Here is a 26,024-nt window from a genome sequence, read left to right on the forward strand (position 1 = left end):
TGCTCCGATGCGCGAAGGGCGCCCGTTCCCCGAGGGGAGCGGGCGCCCTTCGCGAGCGCTGCGGCAGCGGTACCGGTCAGACGGCGGTGCCGGTCAGGCCGTGGTGACCACCAGCGCGATGTCGTGGCCGCCGAAGCCGAAGGCGTTGTTGAGCACGGCGAGATCCCCCTCGGGGAGCTGCGCCGGGGCGCCGTTCGCGATCGCCATCGGGGTCTCGGGGTCGAGGTTCTCGATGTTGATCGTCGGCGGGACGGTGCGATGGTGCGCGGCGAGGACCGAGAACACGGTCTCGAGCGCGCCGGCGCCGCCGAGCAGGTGGCCGGTCATCGACTTCGTCGAGGTGACGACGATCTGATCGGTCTCGCCGCCCAGCGCGTCCGAGACGGCCTTCAGCTCGCCGATGTCCCCCAGCGGCGTCGAGGTGCCGTGGGCGTTGAGGTGCTTGATGTCCGCGGGGGCGAGATCGGCGTCCTCGACCGCCTCGCGCACCGCGGCGGCCTGCCCCTCGGGGTTCGGGGCCGAGATGTGGTGGGCGTCGGAGGCCATGCCGCGGCCGGCGGCGTAGCCGTAGACGCGGGCGCCGCGGGCCTTCGCGTGCTCCTCGCTCTCCAGCACCAGGATCGCCGCGCCCTCGCCGAGCACGAAGCCGTCGCGGTCCACGTCGTAGGGACGCGAGGCGTGCTCGGGATCGTCGACCCGCGTGGAAAGGGCCCGGATGTTCGCGAAGGCCGCGATGGTCATCGGGTGGATGGACGCCTCGGTGCCGCCGACGACGACCACGTCGGCCCGGCCGTCGCGGATCATGCCCATGCCCAGCGCCACGGCCTCCGAGCCGGAGGCGCATGCGGAGACGGGGGTGTGGGCGCCGGCGCGGGCGCCGAGCTCCATCGAGATGTTCGCGGCGGAGGAGTTCGCCATGAGCATCGGCACGGTGAAGGGGTTGACGCGTCGGGCGCCGCGCTCGCGCACGACGTCCCACTGGTCCAGCGTCGTCCAGATGCCGCCGATGCCCGTGCCGACGACCACACCGAGGCGGGTCGGGTCGACGTCGGGGGCGCCCGCATCGGCCCATGCCTCGCGGGCCGCGACCATCGCGTACTGGCCGGAGGGGTCGAGCTTCTTCGACTCGGGACGGCTCAGGGAATCCAGCGCCCCGGGCACCAGACGGCAGGCGAAGTCGACGGAGAGCCCGTAGGACACCTTCCAGTCGTTCTCGAGGGTGCGGGCCGCGGAGGTCCCGGCCAGGGCCGCCTCCCACGTCGAGGCGACATCCGCGCCCAGCGGGTTGACGGTGCCGAGGCCGGTGACGGCGACTCGGGAACGGGAAGCGGACATGCGGACCTCCGGGTCGGGGCAGACGGGGAACGGCGACGCCCGGGACGAACCCGTCCCGGGCGTCAGGCGGGGCTCAGTTCTGGGCGCCCGCGATGTACTTGACGGCGTCGCCGACGGTGGCGAGGTTCTTGACCTCTTCGTCGGGGATGCGCACGTCGAACTTCTCCTCCGCGTTCACGACGATGGTCATCATCGAGATGGAGTCGATGTCGAGGTCGTCGGTGAAGGACTTCTCGAGCTTCACGTCCTCGGTGGCGACACCGGTCTCCTCGTTGACGATCTCGGCGAGGCCCTCGAGGATCTCGTTCTCGGTGTGTGCCATGGGTGCTCCTTAGGATGTTCGGATTGTGTGGCGGGGACAGACTACCCGGGACGCTGTGCTGTTCCGGTCAGGCCGAACGATGTTACTTCCCGGTCGTGATGCGGGTGACAGTCGTCCGGGCGGTGCCCGGCGGCCCGGGCGGGGGTCAGGGGAGGACCAGCACCTGGCCGGCGTAGGCGAGCCCGGCGCCGAAGCCGAACTGCACCAGCACGTCGCCGCTCTTCGCAGCGCCCTCCTCGAGCAGGCGGTGGGTGGCCAGCGGGATCGACGCGGCGGAGGTGTTGCCCGTCTCGGCGATGTCGCGGCCGATCACCACGTCCTCCGGCAGGTTCAGCTGCTTGGCGAGCTCGTCGATGATGCGCATGTTCGCCTGGTGGGGGACGAACACGTCCACGTCCTCGATGCCGATGCCGGAGAGCTCGAGCATCTCGCGGATCTTCTTCGCGGTGTGCCAGACGGCCCAGCGGAACACCGTGCGGCCGTCCTGCTCGAGGGTGGGCCATTCGGCCTTCCCGTCGCGGAAGTCGATCGACGAGCCGGTCATCCGGATCGTGTCCCAGTGGTCGCCGTCGCTGCCCCAGACTGTCGGTCCGATGCGCGGGGTGTCGGACGGGCCGACGACCGCGGCGCCGGCCCCGTCCCCGAGCAGGAACGAGATCGAGCGGTCGGCGGGGGAGACGAAGTCCGAGAGCTTCTCCGCACCGATCACCAGAACGTTCCGGGCGGCGCCCGAGCGGATCAGGGAGTCGGCCTGCCCGATGCCGTAGGCGAAGCCGGCGCAGGCCGCGGAGACGTCGTAGGCGATGACGTCGGGCCGGCCCAGCTCGCCCGCCAGCAGCGTCGCGAGCGACGGGGTCGGATAGGGGAAGGAGATCGTCGAGACGATGATCGCGTCGAGGGTCTCCAGCGCGATGCCGGAGCGCTCGATCGCCTCCTTCGCCGCGGTGAGGGAGAGGTCCTTGACGCCGACCTCGGCGCTAGCACGGGTGCGGGTGACGATGCCGGTGCGCTGGCGGATCCACTCGTCGGAGGAGTCGATCGGGCCGACGAGGTCGTCGTTGGGGACGACCAGGTCCCCGCGGGCGGCGCCGTAGGCGAGGACCTGCGAGCCGGGGACCGTCCGCGGGGCGGTGAGGGTGATCGCCATGTCAGGCCTCCTGGTCCGACGGGGCGCGACCGGCGTGCTCGCGCACCAGGGCGCGGGCGGCCTCGAGGTCGTCGGGCGTGTTGAGGTTCGCCAGCGCGATCCCCTTCAGCTCCCGCTTCGCGAGCCCGGTGAGGGTGCCCGCGGGGGCGACCTCGATCATCGCGGTCACGCCGCGATCGCGGAAGGTCGCCATGCAGGCCTCCCAGTCCACGGGCGAGGCGACCTGGGTGACGATCGCGTCGAGGTACCGCGCGCCCGAGGTGACGACCTCGCCGCCGGCGTTGGAGACCAGCGGGAGGGTCGGGTCGACGGGGGAGAGCGTCGGCGCGAAGGCGGCGAGCTCCTCGCGGGCGGCGGCCATGTACGGGGTGTGGAAGGCCCCGGCGACCTGCAGCGGGATGACACGCGCCTTCGCCGGGCCGTCCTCGCCGAGCGCGGCGATCCTCTCGGCGCTGCCGGCGGCGACGACCTGGGCGGCGGAGTTGATGTTCGCGGGGTGCAGGCCGTGGCGCTCGATCGCGGCGAGCACGTCCTCGCGGGTGCCGCCGACGACGGCGGCCATCGAGGTGGGCTCGGCCGCGGCGGCGGTGGCCATGGCGCGCGAGCGCACCGCGACCAGGCGCATCGCGTCCTCGTCGGAGAGCACCCCGCCGAGCGCCGCGGCGGTCAGCTCGCCGACGCTGTGGCCGGCGAGCACGTCGGCCGCCGGGAGGTCCTCCTCGGCGCGCAGCTGGGACGCGGCGACGATGCCCGCGGCGACCAGCAGCGGCTGGGCGACCGCGGTGTCGCGGATCGTGTCGGCGTCGGACTCGGTGCCGTGGCGCAGCAGGTCGATGCCTGCAGCCTCCGAGAGCCCCGCGAGGGACTCCTCCACGCCGGGCAGCTCACGCCAGGGGCTCAGGAAGCCGGGCTTCTGGGCCCCCTGGCCGGGGCAGACGATCGCGAGCACGGGAAACCTCCAGGGGAGAGAAGGGGAAGGCCCGCTCGCGAGGCGGAGCGGGCCGACGGGGGAGAGCGGCCGTCGGGCCGCCCCTCGCACGGAGGAGCGGCCCGACGGGGTGATCAGGACTCGCCGCCGAACGAGCCGGACTCGCCGGCGTTCACGTTCGTCAGGTCGTACTTGTCGATGGCCTGGCGGACGACCGAGGGGTCGACCTTGGCGTCCTTGGCGAGCAGCTGGAGGGTCTTGACGACCATCGAGTGCGCGTCGATCTTCAGATGGCGTCGGGCGGCCGGGCGGGTGTCGGAGAAGCCCCAGCCGTCGGCGCCGAGCACGCCGTAGCGGCCCGGGATCCACTCGCGGATCATGTCCGGGACCATGAAGTCGTAGTCCGAGGTGGCCACGAACGGGCCCTCGACGCCCTCGAGGCGCTGCTCCAGCCACGGGGTGCGCTGGTCCTCGGGGTTCAGGAGATTGTGCTTCTCGGCCTCCTGCGCCTCCTTGCGCAGCTCCGTCCACGAGGTCACCGACCACACGCCCGCGCGCACGCCCCAGTCCTGCTCGAGCAGCTCGCGGGCGTGCTTGGCCCACGGGACGCCCACGCCGGAGGCGAGCAGCTGCGCGACCGGGCCGTCGCCCTCGGGCGCCTGGTCGAGGAGGTACATGCCCTTGAGCAGGCCCTCCACGTCCAGGTCCTCGGGCTCGGCCGGCTGCACCATCGGCTCGTTGTAGACGGTGATGTAGTAGAAGACCTCCTGCAGGCGGTCGTCCTCGCCGTACATGCGCTTCAGACCGTCGCGGATGATGTGCCCGAGCTCGTAGCCGTAGGTCGGGTCGTAGATCACCGCGCCGGGGTTGGTCGAGGCGAGGACAGGGGAGTGCCCGTCCATGTGCTGGAGGCCCTCGCCCGCGAGCGTCGTCTTGCCGGCGGTCGCGCCGATCACGAAGCCCTTGGCCATCTGGTCGCCGGCGGCCCAGAAGAAGTCGCCGGTGCGCTGGAACCCGAACATCGAGTAGAAGATGTAGAACGGGATCATCGGGTAGTCGTGCGTGGCGTACGAGGTGCCCGCCGCGGTGAAGGCCGCGGTCGAGGAGATCTCGTTGATGCCCATGTGCTTGATCTGGCCGGAGGTCGACTCCTTGTAGGCCAGCAGCAGGTCACGGTCCACCGAGAGGTAGTTCTGCCCGTCCGGGTTGTAGATCTTCGCCGTCGGGAACAGCGAGTCCATGCCGAAGGTGCGGGCCTCGTCGGGCACGATCGGGACCCAGCGCTTGCCGGTCTCCTTGTCGCGCATGAGGTCCTTCAGCAGGCGCACGAGCGCCATCGTCGAGGCGATCTCCTGCTTGCCGGAGCCGCGCCGGACGACCTCGTAGGCCTTGTCGCCCGGCAGCTCGAGCGCCTTGTGCTCGGTGCTGCGGGAGGGGACCGGGCCGCCGAGCGCCTCGCGGTGCTGCTTGAGGTACTGCATGACCGGGGAGTCGTCGCCCGGCAGGTAGAACGGCGCGTCGTAGACGCTGCCGGACTCGAGCTGCTCGTCGGAGATCGGGATGCGCAGGGTGTCGCGCAGGGCCTTGAGGTCCTCGAGCGTGAACTTCTTCATCTGGTGGGTCGCGTTGCGTCCGGCGAAGTTCGAGCCCAGGCGGTAGCCCTTGATGGTGTGGGCGAGGATGACGGTCGGCTTGCCGTTCTTCAGCGTCATCGCCTGCTGGAAGGCGGCGTAGATCTTCTTGGCGTCGTGGCCGCCGCGGTTGAGCTTCCACCAGATGTCGTCGTCGGAGAGGTCCTCGACGAGCGCCTTCGTGCGCGGGTCGCGGCCGAAGAAGTTGTCGCGGATGAACGCGCCGTTCTCCGCGCGGTAGGTCTGGTAGTCGCCGTCCGGGGTCGCGTTCATCAGGTCGATGAGCGCGCCGTCGGTGGACTCCTGGAGCAGCGGGTCCCAGCCCGAGCCCCAGATCACCTTGACGACGTTCCAGCCCGCACCGCGGAACTGGCTCTCGAGCTCCTGGATGATCTTGCCGTTGCCGCGGACCGGGCCGTCCAGGCGCTGCAGGTTGCAGTTGATGACGAAGGTGAGGTTGTCCAGGTGCTCCTTCGCGGCGATGTGGAGCGCGCCGCGGGACTCGACCTCGTCCATCTCGCCGTCGCCGAGGAATGCCCAGGTGTGCTGCTCGGAGGTGTCCTTGAGTCCGCGGTTGTGCAGGTAGCGGTCGAAGGAAGCCTGCTCGATCGCGTTGACCGGGCCGATGCCCATGGAGACCGTCGGGAACTCCCAGAAATCCTGCATCGCCCGCGGGTGCGGATAGGAGGGCATGCCGTGCTCGGAGGAGACCTCCTGGCGGAAGCCGTCGAGGTCCTCCTGGCCGAGGCGGCCCATCGCGAAGGCGCGGGCGTAGATGCCGGGGGAGGCATGTCCCTGGAAGAAGACGTGGTCGCCGCCGCCGGGGTGGCTGCGCCCGCGGAAGAAGTGGTTGAAGCCCACCTCGTACATCGTGGCGATGGAGGCGTAGGAGGAGAGGTGCCCGCCGACGGAGACGCCGGGGCGCTGGGCGCGATGGACGACCATCGCCGCGTTCCAGCGGTTGATGTTGCGCAGCTCCTTCTCGAGCTCGACGTCACCGGGGTACTCGGGCTGCTGATCCGCGGGGATCGTGTTCACGTAGTCCGTGGTGAGCGAGTCCGGGAGGTGCAGGTCCTCGTCGCGCGCATGCTGGATCAGGCTCTGCATCACCTCGGAGGCGCGGTCGACGCCGCGGTGCTCGACGAGTCCGTCGAACGAGTCGAGCCACTCCCGGGTCTCCTCCGGGTCCGGATCCTGCGCGTGGCTCGGCAGGTTGATGCCGATGGGACGAGGGGTCTCGTGCGAAGTCACACTGTCCTTCTCTCTACCGGAGTCGATGGACCGGCCGCGGGAGCTGAAGAACGCCGGTGGGCCCGGCTCCTGTCGGCCTCGGTTCCGCCCAGACTACCGTCGTGCGACGCGCCGAGGACCTTCACAGACCCTCCTCATCTGTGACGCTCGGGACATTGCCGCCTGCGCCGGGACCGACGTCCTGCGCCGGGAATGCAGGAGAGTGCGCCGTGGCATAGAATCGGCGCGCGCAGTACCTGCGGTGGGCCCGTGCGGGCCGACCGGAATGCTGCGCTCGCACTGACACCACGTCCTGAGGAGTTCTTTCTTGTCACCGTCGGCCGACGCCCCCACGCCCAGCGCCATCGCCGAGGCGCTGAACCTCACCACGGGTCAGATCGTGCAGGAGATCGGCTACGACGACGACGTGGACCACGACCTCCGCGACGCGATCGAGGACCTGATCGGTGAGGAGATGGAGGACGAGGACACCCAGGAGATCGTCGACGCCGTGGTGCTGTGGTGGCGCGACGACGACGGCGACCTCACCGACGCCCTCGTGGACTCCCTGCGCAACATTGAGGCGGGCGCCCCTGTGTGGCTCCTCACGCCGAAGGCCGGCCGGCCCGGGCATGTCGCCCCGGGCGAGGTGCAGGAGAGCGCCGAGATCGCGGGCCTGCGCGTGATGAGCTCGCTGTCGCTGGCCGCCGACTGGACCGGCACCCGCCTGGCCAGCCGCACCAACTGACCGCCACCACCGACGGGGCACCCCGTCACGGCGGGGACAACCCGCGCTGAAGGGGCAGTCCCCGTTCCGGCGGGGTCGCTCCGCTTCGACGGGGGAGACCCCGTTCCGGGTCGTTAGCTCAGCTGGTCAGAGCGTCTGGTTTACACCCAGAAGGTCGGGGGTTCGAGCCCCTCACGACCCACCCAAAGAGAGGCCCCTGACCTGCACTGACAGTGCTGGGTCGGGGGCTTTCTCACGGAGTGGAGCACAGTCTCAGCACGACTCCTGCGACCCTTGTGGCCGTGCTGAGCCCCGCCGCACACGCCCCGTCGTCGCCGTCCGGCCATCCCTGCACCGAGTGGCGTATTCCGACCGGTATTCCTCAGCAATACCGGTCGAAACACGCCACTCGGTCTGCGTCCGCCTCCATCGCGGGGCCGACGCGGGCGGCCGGCGCGCGAAGGGCCGCAGCCTCAGCGGCTGACCCAGTAGGCCAGCACCAGCACCACGGGCACGGCCACGACGAGGCAACCCCAGGTGATGGCGCTGCGGCGGTCGCGCTCCTTCTCCTCAGGGGTGCGTTCGCGCGGCTCGGGACGGCCGTCCCGCTCCCACTGCTCGCGCTCCTCGTGCCGGCGCACCAGCATGCGGCCGATGATGACGATGAGCGAGACCGCGATGGACACAGCGATCGCGGCGAGGATCAGGGTCTCCACGGGCACCTCCGGGGTCGCGGTTCGAGCGGACTGTGCACAGGGTCTCACGGCCCCGCCCCTGGATCCTGGGCGTTCCTATACTGGCCGGACCGCCATCGACCACAGGAGGCCCCCGCAGGTGAGCGCAGCGACCAGACCCTTCGACGTGGACGCGATCAGGGCCGACTTCCCGATCCTGCAGCGGATGCTCGACCCCGAGACCCCGATGATCTACCTCGACGGCGGCGCCACCTCACAGCGCCCCCAGCAGGTCATCGACGCGGAGGTCGCCTATCTCACCCATGACCACGCCGCGGTCAAGCGGGGCGCGCATCGCATGGCCGGGGCCGCGACCGACGCCTACGAGGACTCCCGCGAGCGGCTCGCCGCCTTCCTCGGCGCCCCCTCCGCGCAGGAGATCGTCTTCACGAAGAACGCGACCGAGGCGCTGAACCTCGTCGCCCGCTCCCTCGGCGACGGCGACGTTCCCACCCCCGAGCACCTGCGCGTGCGCGAGGGCGACGAGATCCTCGTGACCGAGATGGAGCACCACGCGAACCTCGTCCCGTGGCAGGAGCTGGCCCGCCGCACCGGCGCCGTCCTGCGCTGGATCCCCATGGCCGAGGACTTCACCCTCGACCTCACGCACCTCGGCTCGCTGCTCACCGAGCGCACGAAGGTCCTCGCGTTCACGCACCAGTCCAACGTGCTCGGCACGGTCAACCCCGTCGGCCGGCTCGTCGAGGCGGCGCGCGCCGTCGGTGCGCTGACCGTGCTCGATGCCGCCCAGTCCGCGCCGCACATGCCCTTCGACCTCGCCGCGCTGGGTGTCGACTTCGCGGCCCTGTCCGGGCACAAGATGCTCGGCCCCACCGGCATCGGCGCGCTCTGGGGCCGCTACGAGCTGCTCGAGGCGATGCCGCCCTTCCTCACCGGCGGATCGATGATAGAGACGGTGACGATGGAGGCCAGCACCTTCGCCGAGCCGCCCGCCCGCTTCGAGGCCGGCACCCCGCCGATCTCCCAGGCCGTCGGCCTCGCCGCCGCCTGCGACTATCTCGATGCGCTCGGCATGGAGCAGATCGCCGCGCACGAGCAGGCTCTCACCCTGCGCGCGATCGACGGGCTCTCCGGGATCGACGGGGTGCGGATCATCGGCCCGGCCGCCTCCCCGCAGCGCACCGGAGCAGTCGCCTTCGACGTCGCCGGCCGCCACCCGCACGACGTCGGCCAGGTGCTGGACTCCTACGGCATCGAGGTGCGGGTGGGCCACCACTGCGCCTGGCCCCTGCACCGCCGCTTCGGGCTCCACGGCACCACCCGCGCGTCCTTCTCCGTCCACACCACCGACGCCGAGGTCGACGCGCTCGTCGACGGCGTCGCCCGCACCCTCGAGTTCTTCGGAGTCCTCTCATGAGCACCCATCTCTCCGCGCTCTACACCGAGCTCGTGATCGAGCACGACAAGCGGCCCCTCCACGCCGGGCTGCGCGAGCCGTTCGAGGCCGAGGTCCACCACGTGAACCCCACCTGCGGCGACGAGATCACGCTGCGCCTGCATCTGTCCGAGGACGGCGCCGAGCGGATCGAGGACGTCTCCTACGACGCGGTCGGCTGTGCGATGAGCCGCGCCTCCGCCTCGATCATGGCCGATCTCCTGATCGGCCACGGCGTCGAGGAGGTGGAGCCGGTGCGCACCCACTTCGAGCAGGCGATCGGCTCCCGCGGACGGATCGAGGGCGACGAGGAGCTGATCGGCGACGGCGTCGCGCTGATGGGCGCGGCGAAGTTCCCCGCGCGGGTCAAGTGCGTGCTCATGCCGTGGAAGGCCTACCAGGCGGCGCTCCTCGAGACGCGGGCGCTGCGCGGATGAGCGACATGAGCGCCCGGACCCCGGCGACCTCCGAAACCACAGTGACCGTCGGCGACGTCGTCGGCGTGCTCGAGGCCGCCTATCCGCTCGCCTGGGCGGAGGACTGGGACCGCGCGGGCCTCGTCCTCGGGGAGCGGGAGGCGCCGGTCTCCCGTGTGCTGCTGGCCGTGGACCCGACCCTCGCGGTCGCCCGCGAGGCGGTCGCCTCCGGCGCCGAGCTGCTGATCACCCACCATCCGCTGCTGCTGCGCGGGGCGAGCTTCCTGCCGGCCGAGGACGGGAAGGGCGCGGTGGTCACCGACCTGCTGCGCGCAGGGACGGCGCTGTGGTGCGGGCACACGAACGTGGACCGCTCCACGCGCGGCACCGTCGGCGCCTGGCTGCGGTCGCTCGACCTGCAGGACCCCCGCCCTCTGCTGCCCGGTGACGAGGGGGAGGAGGCCGGTCACGGCTCCACCCGCTTCGGTCTCGGCGCCGTCGGCGAGCCGGCGACGCCCACCACCGTCGGCGGCCTCGCCGAGCAGATCGCGGCCCTGGTCCCCGCGACCGCGCGCGGGATCCTGCACACGGGCGAGGCGGAGCGTCCCGTGCGCACCGTCGCCGTCTGCCCCGGGGCGGGCGACTCCTTCCTGGAAGCCGCCACGCGCAGCGGCGCCGATGTGTACATCACCTCCGACCTGCGCCACCACCCGGCGCTTGAGCACCTCGAGTCCGCGGCGGACCCCGCCGCCGTGCCGGCGCTGATCGACGTGCCGCATGCCGCGAGCGAGGCGCTGTGGCTCCCGCTCGCCCGCGAGCTGCTCACGGAGGCGCTGCCGGGCCTCGACGTGCAGATCACCGCGCAGGTCACCGACCCGTGGGGCGGCCGCGCCGGCTGAACCCGGCCGGGCAGGCCGAACCCGGCCGGGCCGGCTGAACCCGGTCGGGACGGCCGAACGCGACGGGGCCGCCCGAGAGCCCGGGCCGCGGCGCTCGGCCGGACCCGCGGGACGCGGCCAGGCGGCCCACACCCGTCGAGGCGGCGTCAGTCGACCCGGTCGACCACGACGAGCCTGTCCCCGTCCAGCTCGACGCCGAGCCGGGAGCTGCCGCGCCCCGAGATCCCGGCGAGGCCCTCGCCGACGACGTCGACCAGCTCCTCCGCCGTGGCGGGCGCGGCCTCAGCCGCCAGCAGGACACGGGTCACCAGGCCCCGGTAGCGCTTCGCGTCATGGGAGATGACCTTGCGGACCCCGCCGCTCTCCTGCACAGGCGCGACCTCCAGCACCCGCACCCCGTCCCCGCTGCGCATCGCCATCATCGAGCGGTAGGAGCCGGAGCGGCAGTCGACCACCAGCGGCGAGGACCCCGCTGCCTCCTCCTCGCGCAGCTGTGCGGCGACCGGCTTCAGCCGCGACGCCCACCAGGAACCCGCCTTCCCCAGCCGCGAGAGCTGCGAGGAGGCGGAGAGACGGTAGGCGGGGATCCGGTCCCACCCGGCGTCGACCAGACCCAGCAGCGCGCTCTGGACCAGCACGCGACGGTCGCCGCGGATCTCCGTGCCCGGCTCGAGCTGGTCGTAGAGCACCCCCGAGTAGACGCCGAGCGGCGCGGCGGCGGGCTCCTGCTCGAGATGCAGCATGCGCCCGACGAGCTCGGGGGAGGAGGTTGGGACCCCGAGCCGGGAGGCGGCGTCGGCCCCGGCGGCGGTGCGGTGCGCGGCCCGCAGCATCGTCTCGCGCGCCTCGCGCAGCGCCGGCAGCGCGAGCTCGTCGAGGTCGAACGGACGATGCCCCACCTCGGCGGGCCGGGTCTTCGTCTCCGAGGGCGGCAGCAGGATCAGCATCAGACCATTCTCCGAGGTGGCAGAGCAGGGGCGAGGGAGGACGCCGCGAGAGCTTCGGCACGTCGGAGCGGGCGCCTGTCCACGGGGGACGGGGACGTGCAGGTGGGAGCGTAGACTGCCGGGCGGACCAGTCGGCCGGGCAGCCGCGTCCCCGCGGCGTACGCCGCGGGGCCGAGGAAAGTCCGGGCTCCATCCGGCACGGTGGTGGGTAACGCCCACCCGGAGTGATCCGCGGGACAGTGCCACAGAGAGCAGACCGCCGCCGCGCCCTCGGGCGGGGCGGTAAGGGTGAAAGGGTGGTGTAAGAGACCACCGCGGTCTCGGTGACGAGACCGGCACGGTAAACCCCACCGGGAGCAAGGTCAGACAGGGAACGTCCGAGGGCGCCGGCCCGAGTTCCCGGGTAGACCGCTGGAGGTCGTCGGCAACGGCGACCCGAGAGGGATGGCTGCCGATCACAGAACCCGGCTTACAGGCCGGCTGGTCCGCCCCGCGGGGCAGCCCCGCGAGGGCCGCGCCCGACGGGACGAGTGCCCGAGGGGAGCGCCCGCGCCGGGATCCCCCGGCCGACGGTGCACTCCGGTCGACGAGGCACGCCGGTCGCGGGGCGGCCCCGGCCGACGGGATCAGCTGCCGGCGAAGTGCCTGTCGTCCTTCTTCTTACCCTTCTTCAGCGCTTTCACCTCGCGGTGGGCGAGCACCGCCGCCCCGATGATCCCGGCCTCGTTGCGCAGCTCCGCGGGGAGGATCTCGGCCTCGAGGTCCAGCAGCGGCAGGAACTTCTGGTGCTTCTTCGAGACGCCGCCGCCGACGATGATGCGGGTGGGGCTGAAGAGGAACTCGATGTGGGCGAAGTACTCCTGGAGCCGGCCGGCCCAGGTCTCCCAGTCCAGGTCCTCGCGCTCCTTGGCGGAGGAGGCCATGTACTTCTCCGCACTGTCGCCGTGCAGGAGCACGTGGCCGAGCTCGGTGTTGGGCACCAGGCGGCCGTCGACGAAGGTCGCGCTGCCCACACCGGTGCCGAGGGTGAACACCTGCACCACGCCGGAGCTCTTCCGGCCTGCGCCGAACTCCATCTCGGCGATGCCGGCGGCGTCGGCGTCGTTGACCACGAACACGTCGTGGCCGGTCCGCTCGGTGAACAGGGCGTCCACGTCGGTGCCGATCCAGGACTTGTCCACGTTCGCGGCGGTCTTCGCCACGCCCTCCTGGATCACGGCCGGGAAGGTGACGCCGACGGGCATGTCCTCAGGGATGTCGAAGGAGCCGAGGAGCTCGGCGACGGTGTCCGCCACGGCCTCGGGGGTCGAGGGCTGCGGGGTCGGGATCCGCACCCGGTCGGCGGCGAGCTCGCCCTTGCCGAGGTGGACGGGGGCTCCCTTGATGCCGCTGCCGCCGATGTCGATCCCGAAGGCCTTCTTGCTCATCGTCTCTCCCTGGTCGTGCGGTGCGGGAAAGCCCCGCCCGGTGCCGGGGCGCCGCCCTCGGCGCCCTCTCTCGGGCGCCCACGATACCCGGGCTGCGCAGGCACGCGACGGGGACGTCCGAGGACGGCCCCGCACGGCCGCCGGACCCCTGCGGCGGTCGCGGTGAACGGTCCGCGGGGTCCGGGAACGGACCGGTCTCAGACGACGGTGAGGAGCTCGGGGCCCGCGTCGGTGATGAGCATGGTGTGCTCGAACTGGGCCGAGTAGGAGCCGTCGCGGGTGACGACCGTCCAGCCGTCGTCCCACTGGTCCCAGGCCTGCGAGCCGAGCGTCACCATCGGCTCGATGGTGAAGGTCATGTTCTCCTCGATGACGTCGTCGAACATCGGCGCGGAGTCGTAATGGGGGATCACCAGACCGTTGTGGAAGCCCTCGGCGACGCCGTGGCCGGTGTAGTCGCGCACCGACTCCATGCCGTGGCGGGAGACGAACTTCTCGATGACACGGCCGATCACGTTGACCTCGCGGCCGGGACGGGCCGCCTTGATCCCCCGCAGCATCGCGTCGTGGGCGACCTCGACCAGCTCCTGGGCGCGCGGGGCGACGTCGCCGACGAGGAAGGTCGCGTTGCAGTCGCCGTGGACGCCGTGCAGGAAGGCGGTGACGTCGACGTTGAGGATGTCCCCGGACTGCATCACGGTCGAGTCGGGGATGCCGTGGCAGATGACCTCGTTCAGGCTCGTGCAGCAGGACTTCTCGAAGCCGAGATAGCCGAGCGTGGAGGGGTAGGCGCCGTTCTCGAGCAGCACGTCGTGGACCACCGCGTCGATGTGGTCGGTGGTGACGCCGGGCTGCGCGGCCTCGCCGGCGGCCTGGAGGGCGAGCGCCGCGACGCGGGACGCCTCGCGCACGCGGGCGATCACGTCGGCGCTCTGCACGAACGGACCCGTGTCCGAGACCGCCTCGTCCTTGCCCACGTACTCGGGGCGCTCGATGCTCGCGGGCACGGGCCGACGGGGGCTGAGGGTTCCGGGCACCAGCAGCGCGCGCCCCTCGGGACGGATCCAATCCTGCTCTACAGTCATGTCCACCAGTCTCTCACCGACAGCGAAGGAGACCGACGTGACCGAGGGCACGCAGTACTACTACAACCTGAGCACCGGCGCGGTCGAGGAGGGGGCGCAGTCCCCGGCCACCGAGCGGATGGGCCCCTACGCCACGCGCGAGGAGGCCGAGCGCGCGCTGAGCACCGCCGCGAAGCGCAACCAGGAGTGGGAGCAGGACGACAAGCAGTGGGAGGAGGGCTGAGCCTTCCCGCACGAGGGCTGAGCCTTCCTGCACGAGGGCCCGCCGCTCCCGCGTGAGGGCCGGCCGCTCCCGCGCGGGCGGCCGACCCGTCGGCCCCGTCAGTCGAAGGAGTGCTCGGCACCCGGGTAGCTGCGCTCTTCGACCTCTTCTCGGTAGGCGGTCGCGGCGCCGAGCAGCTCGCCGCGCAGGTCCGCGAAGGCCTTGACGAACTTCCCCCGGAAGCCGGACAGACCCGCCATGTCCTGCCACACGAGCACCTGGCCGTCGCAGCCGGCCCCGGCGCCGATCCCGATCGTGGGCACCCGCAGCGCGGCGGTGACCTCGGCGGCGACGCGGGCCGGCACGAGCTCGAGCACCATCGCGCTGACCCCGGCCTCCTGGATCGCGAGCGCGTCGGCGAGCATCTTCTTCGCCGCCTGCTCGTCACGGCCCTGGACCCGGTGCCCGGAGTGGGCGTTGACGGACTGGGGCGTGAAGCCGAGGTGCCCGATCACGGGGATGCCCGCGGCGACGAGCGCCTCGATCTGGGGGACGACCTCGGCGCCGCCCTCGAGCTTGACCGCCTCGGCGCCCGCGCGCACCAGCTCGATGCCGTGCAGCACCGCATCCCGCGGCCCCGTCTCGTAGGTGCCGAAGGCGAGGTCGGCGACGATCAGCGGGCGGGTGACGCTGCGGGCGACGGCCGCGGTGAACACGAGCATGTCGGCATGCGTGGTCGCGGTGGTCGAGGAGTGGCCGAGCACGGTGGTGCCCACGGAGTCGCCGATCAGCAGGGTCTCGATCCCGGCCTCCTCGAAGACGCGGGCGGAGAACTGGTCGTAGGCGGTCAGCATCGCGAAGGGGCGGCCCTGCTCCTTGGCCTGCTGGAGGTGGCGCAGCCGGATCTTCGCCGGTGCGGCAGGGACGGCGGCGGGGGACTCAGTGCTCACAGCGGGCTCCTGGACGGGGACGGGGATCCGGCGCTCCAGCCTATCGCCGTCCGCGTCGCCCCGGGGCACCCGGTTCTCGCCGGTCAGGTGCTGTGCGGGCCCGGCATGTGCCACCCTTGGAGCGTCGTGCGCAGACGTCGCCGAGAAGAGGTCACCATGGAACCGCATCCCCTGCGCGGCCCGGTCCGTCGGATCGCCGCCTGCGCCTCCGCCCTCGCTCTCGCGCTCGGCGCCGCCGCCTGCACCGGCGGGGACGACGAGCAGCCCGCCCCGGAGACTCCCAGCGCGACGCCGAGCGCCTCGGCCGACGCCGCCCCGGAGGCGAGCGACGGCGGCGAGGTCACCGAGACGGACCTCGCCGCGGCGACCGACCGCTTCCTCGGCTTCCTCGGCGTGATCGACGACCAGGACTGGGAGGCCGCCTGCGGCTACGTGCTCGACCCGGGCACCGGCACCGCCCCCGAGGGCGAGCGCCTTCAGCAGTGCGCCGACGGGGCGCGGGGCGCCATGGCGGACTACGAGGAGATGCTGGAGCCGGGCGTGTTCGACCAGCTGGACGCCTCGATGGTCCAGGCCGAGCCCGCCGACGACGGCACCATCTCGCTGAGCCTGCTCGAGCAGCCCGTGGAGGTCCCGATGACCCGCGGCGACGACGGGCAGTGGTACCTCTCGATCCCGTTCTGATCCTCGCCCCGCCGGGCACGGTCACGGCGATGGGGAGTTCTCCCCAGCGACAGCGGCGCCCTTCCCGTGTCACTCTTCTCCGGTCAGGGGAACGGCCCCGGCATTGAGGGAGGACAGGACCATGAACTCGATCATGCGCAAGACCGTCAGGGGAACGGCCACCGGGCTGGGCGCCCTCGCGCTCATCGCAGGGGCGTCGGCCTGCGGCGCGATCGGTGATCTCACCGGCGGAGGCGAAGGAGGCGACGACCCCTCGGCCGAGCAGCCCGCCCCGGAGGGCGAGGCGTCCGAGGGCGGGGAGTCCGAGGGGTCGGACACCGAGAGCGAAGGCTCGGAGGACGAGGGCGCCGAGGGCTCCGAGAGCGAGGGCGCCGAGGGCGGAGACACCGAGAGCGAGGGGTCCGAGGGCGACGACGCCGCCGGCGGCTCCGAGGGCGAGCCCGTCGCCGAGGAGGACCTCACCACCGCGGGGGACCGGGCCTTCGAGTTCGTCAAGGCCGCCGCCTCCGGGGACGCCGAGGGCGCCTGCGCGCTGGCCCTGGACCCCACCACCGGCAGCGGCATGAGCGGCTCGTCCGCCGAGTCGTGCGTCGCCGGGTACGAGGAGAGCGCCGAGGAGGAGGGCACGGCACTCGATCCCTCGATCGCCGATGCCCTCGACCGCTCGATGGTGGAGACCAGCGACAACGGCGACGGCACGGTGGCCGTCAGCTTCATGGGCGAGGATGCGGGGATCTCGATGGTGCAGGGCGATGACGGCAAGTGGTACGTCAACTCCGCCGAGCTGATCTGAGCCGATCGGATCCGCGCTGAGCGACGCGCCCGCCATGCGCCCCGGCCTCCGAAGGAGACCGGGGCGCATGCCGTCCGGGGGCGCGCAGAGCCCGCACCGTGCCGCGGACCTGAGGCAGACTTACCCCATGGGACATCTCCATGACGACGTCATCCGCACCGTCTCCGACAAGGATGTGCGGTTCATCCGGCTGTGGTTCAGCGACATCGTGGGGACGCTGAAGTCCATCGCGATTTCGCCGGCTGACCTCGAGATCGCGTTCACCGAGGGCATCGGCATCGACGGCTCCACGATCGAGGGCCTCACCCGCAGCTACGAGTCCGACATGATCCTGCGCCCGGACCCCGCGACCTTCGAGCTGCTGGCCTGGCGCGGCGAGACCAACGCGACCGGCCGCATGATGTGCGACGTCCTCACCCCCGACGGCGAGCCCGCGGCCTCCGATCCGCGCCGCGTGCTGAAGGACGCCCTCGCCCGCGCGGAGGAGAAGGGGCTGGAGTTCTACACCCACCCCGAGATCGAGTTCTACCTCTTCGAGCAGCCCTACGAGGAGGGCTCCCCGCTGCGGCCGGTGGACCACGCCGGATACTTCGACCACGTCCACCGCGGCCAGGGCCAGGACTTCCGTCGCGCCGCCATCCAGCACCTGGAGGCGATGAACATCCAGGTCGAGTTCTCCCATCACGAGAACGGTCCGGGCCAGAACGAGATCGACCTGCGCTACGCCGACGCGCTCACCACGGCCGACAACATCGTCACCCTCCGCACCGTGGTCAAGGAGGTCGCCCTGTCGCTGGGGCAGGTCGCCTCCTTCATGCCCAAGCCGATGATCGACCAGCCCGGCTCCGGCATGCACACCCACCTCTCCCTCTTCCAGGGCGGGAAGAACGCCTTCCACGAGCCGGGCGCCGAGTACGGCCTCTCCCGCATCGGTCGCCAGTTCATCGCCGGACTGCTGCGCCACGCCCCCGAGTACGTGGCGGTGACGAACCAGTGGGTGAACTCCTTCAAGCGTCTCTGGGGCGCGCAGGAGGCGCCGAGCTACATCTGCTGGGGCCACAACAATCGCTCCGCGCTGGTGCGCGTCCCCTTCCACAAGCCCACCAAGACCACCTCCTCCCGGGTCGAGTTCCGGGGACTGGACTCCTCGGCGAATCCCTATCTCGCCTTCGCCGTGCTGCTCGCCGCCGGGATGGCCGGGGTCGAGGGCGGCTACGAGCTGCCCGAGGGCGCTGAGGACGCAGTATGGGAGCTCACCGAGCGGGAGCGCCGCGCGATGGGCATCGAGCCGCTGCCCACCGACCTGTTCCGCGCCCTGGAGGTCTTCGAGGGGTCCGAGCTGATGGCGGACACGCTCGGCGAGCAGGTCTTCGAGTACTTCCTCCGCGACAAGCGCGAGGAGTGGCACCGCTATCGCGAACAGGTGACCGACCACGAGCTCCGCTCGACCTTCAGCCGTGTCTGACGGGGACCCCGTGAACGCCGCGCCACCGCCCGAGAAGCACGGCTCCCAGGCGGAGAACGCACCGACGCCACAGACCGTGCCGTCGTCGAAGTCCGCACCGCCCCAGCAGCCCGGTGCCAGCGAGGAGCCGGCGACCACCACCGGCGCCCTCGCCCGCCTCGGCTTCAGCCGCACCGACCGCGTCAGCCGCTTCCTCTCCGAACCGGCGCTGCGAGGTCTCGGCGACGGGGCCGCGGAGGCCCTCGGCGCGACGGCCGACGGGGACGACGCAGTCCTCGGCCTGCTGCGCCTGGCGGAGTCCGCCCGGGAGGCCGGACAGGACGCCCTGCTCGAGGAGTTCCTCGCCGGGGTGGGCACCGCCGGCACCCCGGGGCACCGGCTGATCCGCCTGCTCGGCGTCTCGGTCGCGCTCGGCGACGTGCTCGCCCGCCACCCCGAGCGGCTCGAGCTCCTGCGCGAGGGGGACGACGAGCTCGCGGTCCCCGCCGCCGCCGTGCGCGAGGCGCTGCTCGAGGCCGTCGGCGCCGATCCGGCGGCCGAGGTCCCCGTGGCGGGCTCCGGCGGCCGCGAGGAGCGCGACGCGCTGCGCGCCGCCTACCACCTGCGCCTGGCCCAGATCGCCGCGGCCGACGCCGTCGCCGCCGACCCCGCCGCCCTCCAGCCCCGCGTTTCCGTCGCGATCAGCGACCTCGCCGACGCCGCCCTCGAGGCGGCCTCCGCGATCGCCCGCGCCACCGTCGAGGGGCACGAACAGGTGCGCTGGTCCGTCATCGCGATGGGCAAGACCGGCGCGCGGGAGCTCAACTACATCTCCGACGTCGACGTCATGCACGTCGTCGCCCCCGCGCACGAGGACTGCGACGAGGAGGACGTGATCACGATCGGGGCCGCGCTGGCGAGGGAACTCGCCCGCGCCTGCTCCGAGCGCACCGCCGAGGGCTCGCTGTGGCAGGTGGACGCGAACCTGCGCCCCGAGGGCAAGGACGGGCCACTGGTGCGCACCCTGGACTCCTACCGCCGCTACTACACCGAATGGGCGAAGTCCTGGGAGTTCCAGGCGCTGCTGAAGGCCCGCGCCGCCGCCGGCGACCGCGAGCTCGGCGCCGCCTACGAGGAGATGGTCGAGCCGTGGGTGTGGCAGGCCTCCACCCGCGAGGGCTTCGTCGAGGACACCCGGGCGATGCGCCGCCGCGTCGTCGCCCACATCCCGCGAGCCGAGGTGGACCGCAACATCAAGCTCGGTCCCGGCGGACTGCGAGACGTCGAGTTCACCGTCCAGCTGCTGCAGCTGGTGCACGGCCGCGCCGACGAGCGGCTCCAGGGCCGCTCCACCCTCGACTCCCTCGCCCGGCTCGGCGAGGGCGGCTACATCTCCCGCACCCACGTCGCCGAGATGGACGAGGCCTACCGCTTCCTGCGCTGCGTCGAGCACCGCCTCCAGCTGCACCGCCTGCGCCGCACCCAGGTGCTGCCCACCGCCGCCTCGGACCTGCGCCGCCTCTCCCGCAGTCTGGGCCTCGGCCCCGACGAGTTCGCGAAGCGCTACCAGCGCACCCGGCGACGCGTCCGCCAGCTGCACGAGGAGATCTTCTACCGACCGCTGCTGCTGACCGCCTCGCAGCTGTCCGACGGGGAGATCGCGCTGAGCGCCGAGGACGCCCAGGCGCGCCTGGCCGCGATCGGCTATCGCGACCCCGGCCGGGCGCTCGCGCACATCTCCTCCCTCACCGAGGGGATCTCCCGCCGCGCCAGGATCCAGCGCCAGCTGCTCCCGGCGATGCTCGAATGGTTCGCCGACGGTATCGACCCGGACCTGGGACTGCTCGCCTTCCGCCGCCTCTCCGACGAGATCGGCTCCGCCCACTGGTACATGGGGCTGCTGCGCGACTCCGGTCTCGCCGCCAAGCGGCTGACGAAGGTGCTGGCCGCGAGCAGGTACGTCGGCGAGGAGCTCGAGCGGATCCCGGAGGCGGTGCGCTGGCTCGCCCGCGACGAGCAGCTGCGCCCCCTGTCCCGCGATGTGCTGGGCCGGGAGTTCCTCGCCGTGATCACCCGCGTGGACACCGTCGAGGAGGCGCGGGACGTGCTGCGTCGAACCCGCAGCCGTGAGCTGCTGCGGATCGCGCTCGCCCATCTCACGGACGTCGCCTCCGCCGCGGAGGTCGCCCATGCCCTCACCGACCTCGCCGAGGCGGTGCTCGAGGCCGGGCTGCTGGTCGCCTATCACGTCGTGGCCCGCGAGCGGAAGGTGGTCGGCGAGGAGGCCGAGCCGCTGGACGGCGTCGACGAGGTCGACGAGACCACCGCGCAGGAGCTGCGCGAGCGACGCTCGGATCCCGCGCGGGCACTCGGCGTGGAGCTGGCGATCATCGCCCAGGGCAGCTTCGGCGCCCGGGAGATGGGCTACTCCTCCGACGCGGACGTGCAGTTCATCGCCGTGGACCGCGGCGCCGGCGACGACACCGTCGAGATCACGAACGCCGTCGCGACCCAGATCCAGAAGATCCTCAACGCCCCCGTCGCCCGCTCCGACATGAAGGTCAGCGCCGACCTGCGCCCCGAGGGCAAGGTCGGCCCGCTCACCCGCACCGCCGAGTCCTGGATCGACTACCTCCGCCGGGACGCCGAGACCTGGGAGAAGCAGGCGCTGCTGCGGGCCCGCGTAGTCGTCTCCTCCGAGGCGCTCGGCGAGCGGCTGACCGGGGAGATGGACCGCCACCGCTTTCCGGACGGCGGTCTGGAGGAGCAGGACCGTCGGGCGATCACGCGCATGAAGGCGCGGGTGGAGTCCGAGCGCCTTCCCCGCAACGCCGACCCCGCCCGGCATCTCAAGCTCGGACGCGGCGGGATGACCGACGTCGAATGGTGCACGCAGCTTCTCGCCCTCGAGCACGGCCACGCGGTCGAGGGCCTGCGCACAACCTCGACACTCGCCCAGCTCGAGGCCGCGGTCGCCGCCGAGCTGCTCGAGGGGCGCGAGGCCGAGGAGCTGCGGGCCGCCTGGACGCTCGCCTGGCAGCTGCGGCGCGGGCTGTTCCTGTGGAAGGGGCGCGAAGGGGAGGTGCTCCCCAGCGACCGGAACGACCTGCGGGCCCTGGCCCTGCTCATCGACGGCGAGGACGCGACCGCGGCGGAGCTCGAGGACCGCTATCTCAAGGTCACCCGCCGCTCCCGCACCCTCGCCGAGCAGATCATCTTCGGCGAGGACGGCTGAGCCGACCCGCCGACGTGAGACGCGCCCGCCCCCGGCGCGTCGGCCCCGCCCCGGACAGGCCCGGGCCGGCCGAGCGCGTACCGTGGGAGGCTGTCCGCCCGCGTCGCCCCGCGCGACCCCCGCACCCCTCCGAGGACCGATGACCACCCCCTCCCTGAGCGCAGACACCCCGCGCGGCCGCATGTACCGCCTCGAGCCCGAGGGCCCGCTGATGTACCCCTCGATCACCACCGTGGCGGGGATGCGCGCCAAGGACTTCCTGCAGGGTTGGTACGCGACCATGGCCTCGAAGCGGGCGCTGGACATGTACGCCTGGCTCGAGCGGAACCCCGACCGCGCCGCGTCGGAGATCTCCCGCGTCACACGCGACCGCTGGGGCACCCAGAAGAAGATCGCCGCGGCCGCGCCCGAGTACACCGCCGCCGCCTCGGACTTCGGCACCCTGGTCCACTCCGCCTGCGAGGACTGGGGCACCAGCGGCACACGGCCCGACGCCGACCACATCGGCGGGATCATCGAGCGGATGCGCACCGGCTCCGGCGCCTTCGCCACGGAGAAGGACCTCCGCGGCCTCGTCGCCCGTGCCGAGGTGCGCCTGGACGGCTACGGCCGCTTCCTGGACGACTTCCAGCCCGAGTTCGTGGAGGTCGAGCAGACGGTCGTGAACCACAGCGTCGGCTACGCCGGCACCACCGATGCGATCGTGAGGATCGGGAACACGCTGCTCAGCGCCGACATCAAGACCTCGAAGAAGGTGCGCGGCGACTACGCGCTGCAGGGGGTGGCCGTGTGCCGTGCCGAGCTGCTGCTCGACGACGACGGCTCCACCCGCGAGATGCCGGAGCTGACCGGAGCGTTCATCATCCATCTCCCCGAGGCGGGCGGCTACCAGGCCGTGCCGCTGAGGACGGGGGAGGAGGAGTTCGAGGTGTTCCGGGCGCTGCGCGCGGCATGGTCCTTCGAGCCCGACGAGTGCGCGCTCGAGCCCGCCGCCGACCCCAAGGGCCTCGTGCTATCGCTGCTGCGCACCAAGGGCGGGCTCGACGCCCTGGGCTGAGCACTTCGCGCCCTCCGACTCCGCGCGCCGGTCCCTTCGGGGCCGGCGCGCTCGCATCTCCGGGGCGAAGAGCCCCTTGCCCCGGATTGAACACACGTATAACGTGTTGAACGTCAGTTCAATGCAGGGCCTGCGCGCTCCCGCGGAGCGGGCCTGATGCCCGAGGAGAGCCGCATGGCAGAGTCCGCCCGCGCCGACGAGCGAATCCTCCAGGCCGCGATGCGACGCTTCGCCGTCGACGGCCTGGGCGCCCCGCTGCGCGCCGTCGCACAGGACGCCGGGGTCAGCGCGGGCCTGATCATCCACCACTTCGGCTCGCGCGAGAATCTCCTCGAGGCCTGCGACCAACGCGCCCTCGAGGTCACCCGGCAGCAGAAGAGGGCGGCGGTGACCGGCGGCGTGGGCACGATGCTCGCCCAGCTCGCCGCCGTGGAGCAGTACGCGCCCGAGATGGGCTACGTGCTGCGCCGCCTCCAGGCCGGCGGCCCGCTCGCCCAACGGCTGATCGAGGACTTCATTGCCAATGCGAGGGACTACTACGAGGAGGGGGAGCGGGCAGGGGTGCTCAGCCCCAGCCGCGACCCCGAGGCGCGCGTGCGGGTGCTCGCGCACATGGCGCTCGGCTCCCTCGTGCTGCAGATGCCGGGCCAGGGGGCGCCGATGGACCTGGAGGACCTCCCGCGGTGGATGCGCGAGTACACCGACTCGCTGACCCTACCCCTGCTCGAGCTCTACACCACCCCGCTGCTCACCGACGCGAGCCTGCTGGACGCCTATCTCGCCGCACAGGGCGACGCGGACACCGCGGCCGACGAGGGCGCGCACACGACCGACTCCACCTCACCGACCGACGGGAGCCCGACATGACCAGCCCAGAACCTGCAGTCCACGTCCGCGAGCTCACCAAGACCTTCGGCGCCACGAGGGCGCTGGACGGCTTCGACCTCACCGTGCCCCACGGCGAGGTGACCGGCTTCCTCGGCCCCAACGGCGCGGGCAAGTCCACCACCATCCGCGTGCTGCTGGGCCTGCTGCGGGCGAGCTCCGGGACGGCCCGCGTCCTGGGCAGGGACCCGTGGCGCGACGCGGTCGCGATCCACCACCGCCTCGCGTACGTCCCCGGCGACACGAACCTCTGGCCGGGCCTGACCGGCGGCGAGGCGATCGACGTGCTCACCCGCGGCGAGAGCGGGGAGCGGCACCGCCGCCGACGCGAGGAGCTGATCGAGCGCTTCGAGCTCGACCCCACCAAGCGCGCCCGCACCTACTCCAAGGGCAACCGCCAGAAGGTCGCGCTCGTCGCCGCGCTCTCCCGCGACGTGGACCTCTACATCATGGACGAGCCGACCTCCGGCCTCGATCCGCTGATGGAGGCGATCTTCACCGACGAGGTCGCCCGCCTGCGCGCCGACGGCCGCACGGTGCTGCTCTCCAGCCACATCCTCGCCGAGGTCGAGAAGCTCTGCGACACCGTCACCATCATCCGCGCCGGGAAGGCCGTGGAGTCCGGCACCCTCGCCGAGCTGCGCCACCTCACCCGCTCCACCGTCGCCGCGACGACCGACGCCGATCCTGCGCCGCTCACCCGGCTCGACGGGGTCCACGACCTCGTCGCCGAGAACGGGCGGCTCCGCTTCGACGTGGACGACCGGGCGCTGCACGACGTGCTCCCCGTGCTCACCGCCCTCGGCGTCACCGGGCTCACGATCACCCCGCCCTCCCTCGAGGACCTCTTCCTGCGCCACTACGGGGACGAGCTCGAGCACGCGACCGAGGACGCGTCATGACCGCCGCGACCGCCGCCCCCACCCACCGCGGGCAGCGCCGCGCGGCCGGCCCGCTCACCGGGCTGCGCTCCCTGCTCCGCCTCCACCTCCGCCTCGCCCGGCGCGGCATCCTGATCTGGACCCTGGCCGTGCTCGTGCTCGTGCCCGCCTCGATCTACGCGATGGAGGACGTCTACCCCGACCAGGCCGCGCTCGACGCCCGCGCGATGCTGCTGGACAACCCCTCGGCCGTGATGATGACCGGACCGTTCTTCGCCGCCGACCACTACACCTTCTGGGCGATGGTCGCCAACGAGCTGCTGCTCTACCTGCTGGTCCCGGCCGCGATCATGTCGATCCTGCTCACCGCCCGCCTCACCCGCGGCGAGGAGGAGTCCGGGCGGCTCGAGCTGCTGCGCTCCCTTCCCACCGGGCGCCTCGCCCCGTCGGTCTCCGCCCTGCTGGTGGTGGCGCTGGCGAACCTCGCCCTCGGCGCCGCCGTCGCCGCAGGGATGCTGATCGGCGGGGGCGGGACGTCGGACTCGCTGGCGCTCGGGCTCGCGACCGCCCTCACAGGACTGGTCTTCGGCGCGGTCACCGCCGTCACCGCCCAGCTCACCGAGCACGCCGGCACCGCCTCCGGCACGGCTCTAGGGACCCTGGCGCTCGCCTTTATGGTGCGCGGCATCGGCGACGTGATCGAGCGGGACGGCTCGTGGCTGTCCTGGTTCTCGCCGCTGGCCTGGGCGCAGCAGACGCGCGCCTTCGTGGACCTGCGCTGGTGGCCGCTGCTCGTCTCCGTCGCCGCCGTGGTCGTGCTGCTGGTGATCGCGGGTCGGCTCTCGCACCGCCGCGACCTCGGGGCCGGGCTCCGCCCCGCGGCGGCCGGCCGCGCCGCCGCGTCGGCCGCGCTGCTCGCCCCCGGAGGCCTCACCCGCCGGCTCGTCGGCGGGACGCAGCTGGCCTGGGGCCTCGGCCTGTTCCTGTTCGCGCTGGCATTCGGATCGCTCGCCAGCTCGCTCACGGACTTCGCGGAGAACCTCCCTGACCTGGCCGGCATGGCACCGATCCGGCTGGACGACCTCACCGGCTCGTTCTCCGCGTTCGTGCTGATGATGCTCGCGATCGGCCCGGTCGCCCTCGCCGTCTCCGGGATGCTCCGGATGCGCACCGAGGAGACCGCGGGACGGCTCGCCGGCGTGCTCGTCGCCGGCACCTCCCGGACGCGCCTGGCCGGGCAGTGGTTCCTGGTCGTGCTGCTGGGCACCGCCGCGATGCAGGTGCTGCTCGGCCTCGGCGTCGGGATCGGCGTGTGGAGCGCGACCGAGGACACCGCCTGGATCGGCGACATGACCCTCGCCGCGCTCACCTACCTCCCCGCCGTCGCGCTGTATGCGGCGATCGCGCTCGCCCTCTACGGTCTCGGGCCTCGCCTCGCCTCCCTTGCCTGGCTGCTCGTGGTGTACACCGCGCTGGTCACCTTCCTCGGCCAGATGCTGGGCCTGCCGGACTGGGCCATGGACCTCTCGCCCCTGCAGCACATCGCCCTCGTGCCCTCCGAGGACCTCGAGGCGATGCCGCTCGTGGTGATGGGCGTCGCCGCCGTGGTGCTGGCCCTGCTCGGGCTGGCTCTGCTGCGCCGCCGGGACCTCGCTGCCGGCTGAGGAGC

Annotated in this window: 23 protein-coding genes, 1 tRNA gene and 1 other RNA gene; 15 read left to right on the top strand and 10 right to left on the bottom strand. The window is 72.3% G+C overall.

Going from position 1 to position 26,024, the window contains the following annotated elements:
• Positions 1-93: 93 nt before the first annotated feature.
• The 5 genes from A4A78_RS15260 to aceE form a co-directional block, all read right to left on the bottom strand.
• Positions 94-1,335, bottom strand: coding sequence for a beta-ketoacyl synthase (locus A4A78_RS15260; protein WP_062950738.1), 1,242 nt, complete (start codon positions 1,333-1,335; stop codon positions 94-96).
• 73 nt (positions 1,336-1,408) lie between these two features.
• On the bottom strand, positions 1,409-1,657 hold the full coding sequence (locus A4A78_RS15265; RefSeq protein ID WP_010551652.1) for an acyl carrier protein: 249 nt from the start codon (positions 1,655-1,657) through the stop codon (positions 1,409-1,411).
• Positions 1,658-1,802: 145 nt separating this feature from the next.
• On the bottom strand, positions 1,803-2,804 hold the full coding sequence (locus tag A4A78_RS15270) for a beta-ketoacyl-ACP synthase III (RefSeq protein ID WP_062950739.1): 1,002 nt from the start codon (positions 2,802-2,804) through the stop codon (positions 1,803-1,805).
• A gap of 1 nt (position 2,805) precedes the next feature.
• Positions 2,806-3,753 carry an ACP S-malonyltransferase gene (locus A4A78_RS15275; RefSeq protein WP_062950741.1) on the bottom strand — a complete coding sequence of 316 codons (948 nt, stop codon included), beginning with the start codon at positions 3,751-3,753 and terminating at the stop codon, positions 2,806-2,808.
• Positions 3,754-3,866: 113 nt separating this feature from the next.
• On the bottom strand, positions 3,867-6,614 hold the full coding sequence (gene aceE, locus A4A78_RS15280; protein ID WP_062950743.1) for a pyruvate dehydrogenase (acetyl-transferring), homodimeric type: 2,748 nt from the start codon (positions 6,612-6,614) through the stop codon (positions 3,867-3,869).
• 307 nt (positions 6,615-6,921) lie between these two features.
• Here aceE and A4A78_RS15285 point away from each other — a divergent pair, with 307 nt between their 5' ends.
• Positions 6,922-7,341 (top strand): DUF3052 domain-containing protein, encoded by a 420-nt coding sequence (locus tag A4A78_RS15285; protein ID WP_053915699.1) that lies wholly within the window; start codon positions 6,922-6,924, stop codon positions 7,339-7,341.
• 107 nt (positions 7,342-7,448) lie between these two features.
• Positions 7,449-7,522 (top strand) — tRNA-Val (locus A4A78_RS15290).
• A 271-nt stretch (positions 7,523-7,793) separates the two neighbouring features.
• Here A4A78_RS15290 and A4A78_RS15295 read toward each other — a convergent pair.
• Positions 7,794-8,036 (bottom strand): hypothetical protein, encoded by a 243-nt coding sequence (locus A4A78_RS15295; RefSeq protein ID WP_062950746.1) that lies wholly within the window; start codon positions 8,034-8,036, stop codon positions 7,794-7,796.
• 118 nt (positions 8,037-8,154) lie between these two features.
• On the opposite strand from A4A78_RS15295, the gene A4A78_RS15300 reads away from it, so the two are divergent.
• Genes A4A78_RS15300 through A4A78_RS15310 form a run of 3 tightly spaced genes read left to right on the top strand, consistent with a single transcriptional unit; the run spans position 8,155 to position 10,765 of the window.
• On the top strand, positions 8,155-9,432 hold the full coding sequence (locus A4A78_RS15300) for an aminotransferase class V-fold PLP-dependent enzyme (protein ID WP_082835374.1): 1,278 nt from the start codon (positions 8,155-8,157) through the stop codon (positions 9,430-9,432).
• Positions 9,429-9,887 carry a Fe-S cluster assembly sulfur transfer protein SufU gene (gene sufU, locus A4A78_RS15305; RefSeq protein ID WP_062950747.1) on the top strand — a complete coding sequence of 153 codons (459 nt, stop codon included), beginning with the start codon at positions 9,429-9,431 and terminating at the stop codon, positions 9,885-9,887. The genes A4A78_RS15300 and sufU overlap by 4 nt, the downstream gene beginning before the upstream one ends.
• Before the next feature lie 5 nt (positions 9,888-9,892).
• A complete protein-coding gene (locus A4A78_RS15310) occupies positions 9,893-10,765 on the top strand; it encodes a Nif3-like dinuclear metal center hexameric protein (protein WP_231881069.1) in 873 nt (290 codons plus the stop codon).
• 146 nt (positions 10,766-10,911) lie between these two features.
• Here the strand turns inward: A4A78_RS15310 and yaaA are convergent, their stop codons facing one another.
• Positions 10,912-11,712 (bottom strand): peroxide stress protein YaaA, encoded by an 801-nt coding sequence (yaaA, locus tag A4A78_RS15315; RefSeq protein WP_062950751.1) that lies wholly within the window; start codon positions 11,710-11,712, stop codon positions 10,912-10,914.
• 127 nt (positions 11,713-11,839) lie between these two features.
• On the opposite strand from yaaA, the gene rnpB reads away from it, so the two are divergent.
• An RNA gene (gene rnpB, locus A4A78_RS15320) (RNase P RNA component class A) lies at positions 11,840-12,200 on the top strand.
• A 138-nt stretch (positions 12,201-12,338) separates the two neighbouring features.
• Here rnpB and ppgK read toward each other — a convergent pair.
• Both ppgK and map read right to left on the bottom strand, forming a co-directional pair.
• Positions 12,339-13,139: a polyphosphate--glucose phosphotransferase gene (gene ppgK / locus A4A78_RS15325; protein WP_062950753.1), complete on the bottom strand. Its 801-nt coding sequence runs from the start codon at positions 13,137-13,139 to the stop codon at positions 12,339-12,341.
• Between the two features lie 197 nt (positions 13,140-13,336).
• A complete protein-coding gene (gene map, locus A4A78_RS15330) occupies positions 13,337-14,224 on the bottom strand; it encodes a type I methionyl aminopeptidase (protein WP_053915705.1) in 888 nt (295 codons plus the stop codon).
• Between the two features lie 37 nt (positions 14,225-14,261).
• Between map and A4A78_RS15335 the strand changes: the two genes are divergently transcribed.
• Entirely contained in the window at positions 14,262-14,447 is a 186-nt protein-coding gene (locus tag A4A78_RS15335) for a hypothetical protein (RefSeq protein ID WP_062950755.1), read from the top strand.
• 98 nt (positions 14,448-14,545) lie between these two features.
• Here the strand turns inward: A4A78_RS15335 and panB are convergent, their stop codons facing one another.
• Positions 14,546-15,376 (bottom strand): 3-methyl-2-oxobutanoate hydroxymethyltransferase, encoded by an 831-nt coding sequence (panB, locus tag A4A78_RS15340; RefSeq protein ID WP_062950757.1) that lies wholly within the window; start codon positions 15,374-15,376, stop codon positions 14,546-14,548.
• Between the two features lie 156 nt (positions 15,377-15,532).
• Between panB and A4A78_RS15345 the strand changes: the two genes are divergently transcribed.
• From A4A78_RS15345 to A4A78_RS15380, 8 genes are all read left to right on the top strand, one after another.
• On the top strand, positions 15,533-16,060 hold the full coding sequence (locus A4A78_RS15345) for a hypothetical protein (RefSeq protein ID WP_062950758.1): 528 nt from the start codon (positions 15,533-15,535) through the stop codon (positions 16,058-16,060).
• Between the two features lie 121 nt (positions 16,061-16,181).
• Entirely contained in the window at positions 16,182-16,853 is a 672-nt protein-coding gene (locus tag A4A78_RS15350) for a hypothetical protein (protein ID WP_062950759.1), read from the top strand.
• Between the two features lie 127 nt (positions 16,854-16,980).
• Positions 16,981-18,318 carry a glutamine synthetase family protein gene (locus tag A4A78_RS15355; protein WP_062951276.1) on the top strand — a complete coding sequence of 446 codons (1,338 nt, stop codon included), beginning with the start codon at positions 16,981-16,983 and terminating at the stop codon, positions 18,316-18,318.
• Positions 18,311-21,532: a bifunctional [glutamine synthetase] adenylyltransferase/[glutamine synthetase]-adenylyl-L-tyrosine phosphorylase gene (locus A4A78_RS15360; RefSeq protein ID WP_231881070.1), complete on the top strand. Its 3,222-nt coding sequence runs from the start codon at positions 18,311-18,313 to the stop codon at positions 21,530-21,532. The genes A4A78_RS15355 and A4A78_RS15360 overlap by 8 nt, the downstream gene beginning before the upstream one ends.
• Positions 21,533-21,671: 139 nt before the next feature.
• Complete coding sequence (locus A4A78_RS15365) at positions 21,672-22,589, top strand: PD-(D/E)XK nuclease family protein (RefSeq protein ID WP_062950761.1); 918 nt, start codon at positions 21,672-21,674, stop codon at positions 22,587-22,589.
• Between the two features lie 174 nt (positions 22,590-22,763).
• Entirely contained in the window at positions 22,764-23,456 is a 693-nt protein-coding gene (locus A4A78_RS15370; protein ID WP_231881071.1) for a TetR/AcrR family transcriptional regulator, read from the top strand.
• Positions 23,453-24,376, top strand: a complete 924-nt coding sequence (locus A4A78_RS15375; RefSeq protein WP_062950766.1) for an ABC transporter ATP-binding protein — start codon at positions 23,453-23,455, stop codon at positions 24,374-24,376. The genes A4A78_RS15370 and A4A78_RS15375 overlap by 4 nt, the downstream gene beginning before the upstream one ends.
• Positions 24,373-26,019 carry an ABC transporter permease gene (locus A4A78_RS15380; RefSeq protein WP_062950767.1) on the top strand — a complete coding sequence of 549 codons (1,647 nt, stop codon included), beginning with the start codon at positions 24,373-24,375 and terminating at the stop codon, positions 26,017-26,019. Before A4A78_RS15375 ends, A4A78_RS15380 begins: the two co-directional genes overlap by 4 nt.
• Positions 26,020-26,024 lie beyond the last annotated feature (5 nt).

This window comes from Brachybacterium sp. sponge, from assembly GCF_001613775.1.
Classification (GTDB): domain Bacteria; phylum Actinomycetota; class Actinomycetes; order Actinomycetales; family Dermabacteraceae; genus Brachybacterium; species Brachybacterium conglomeratum.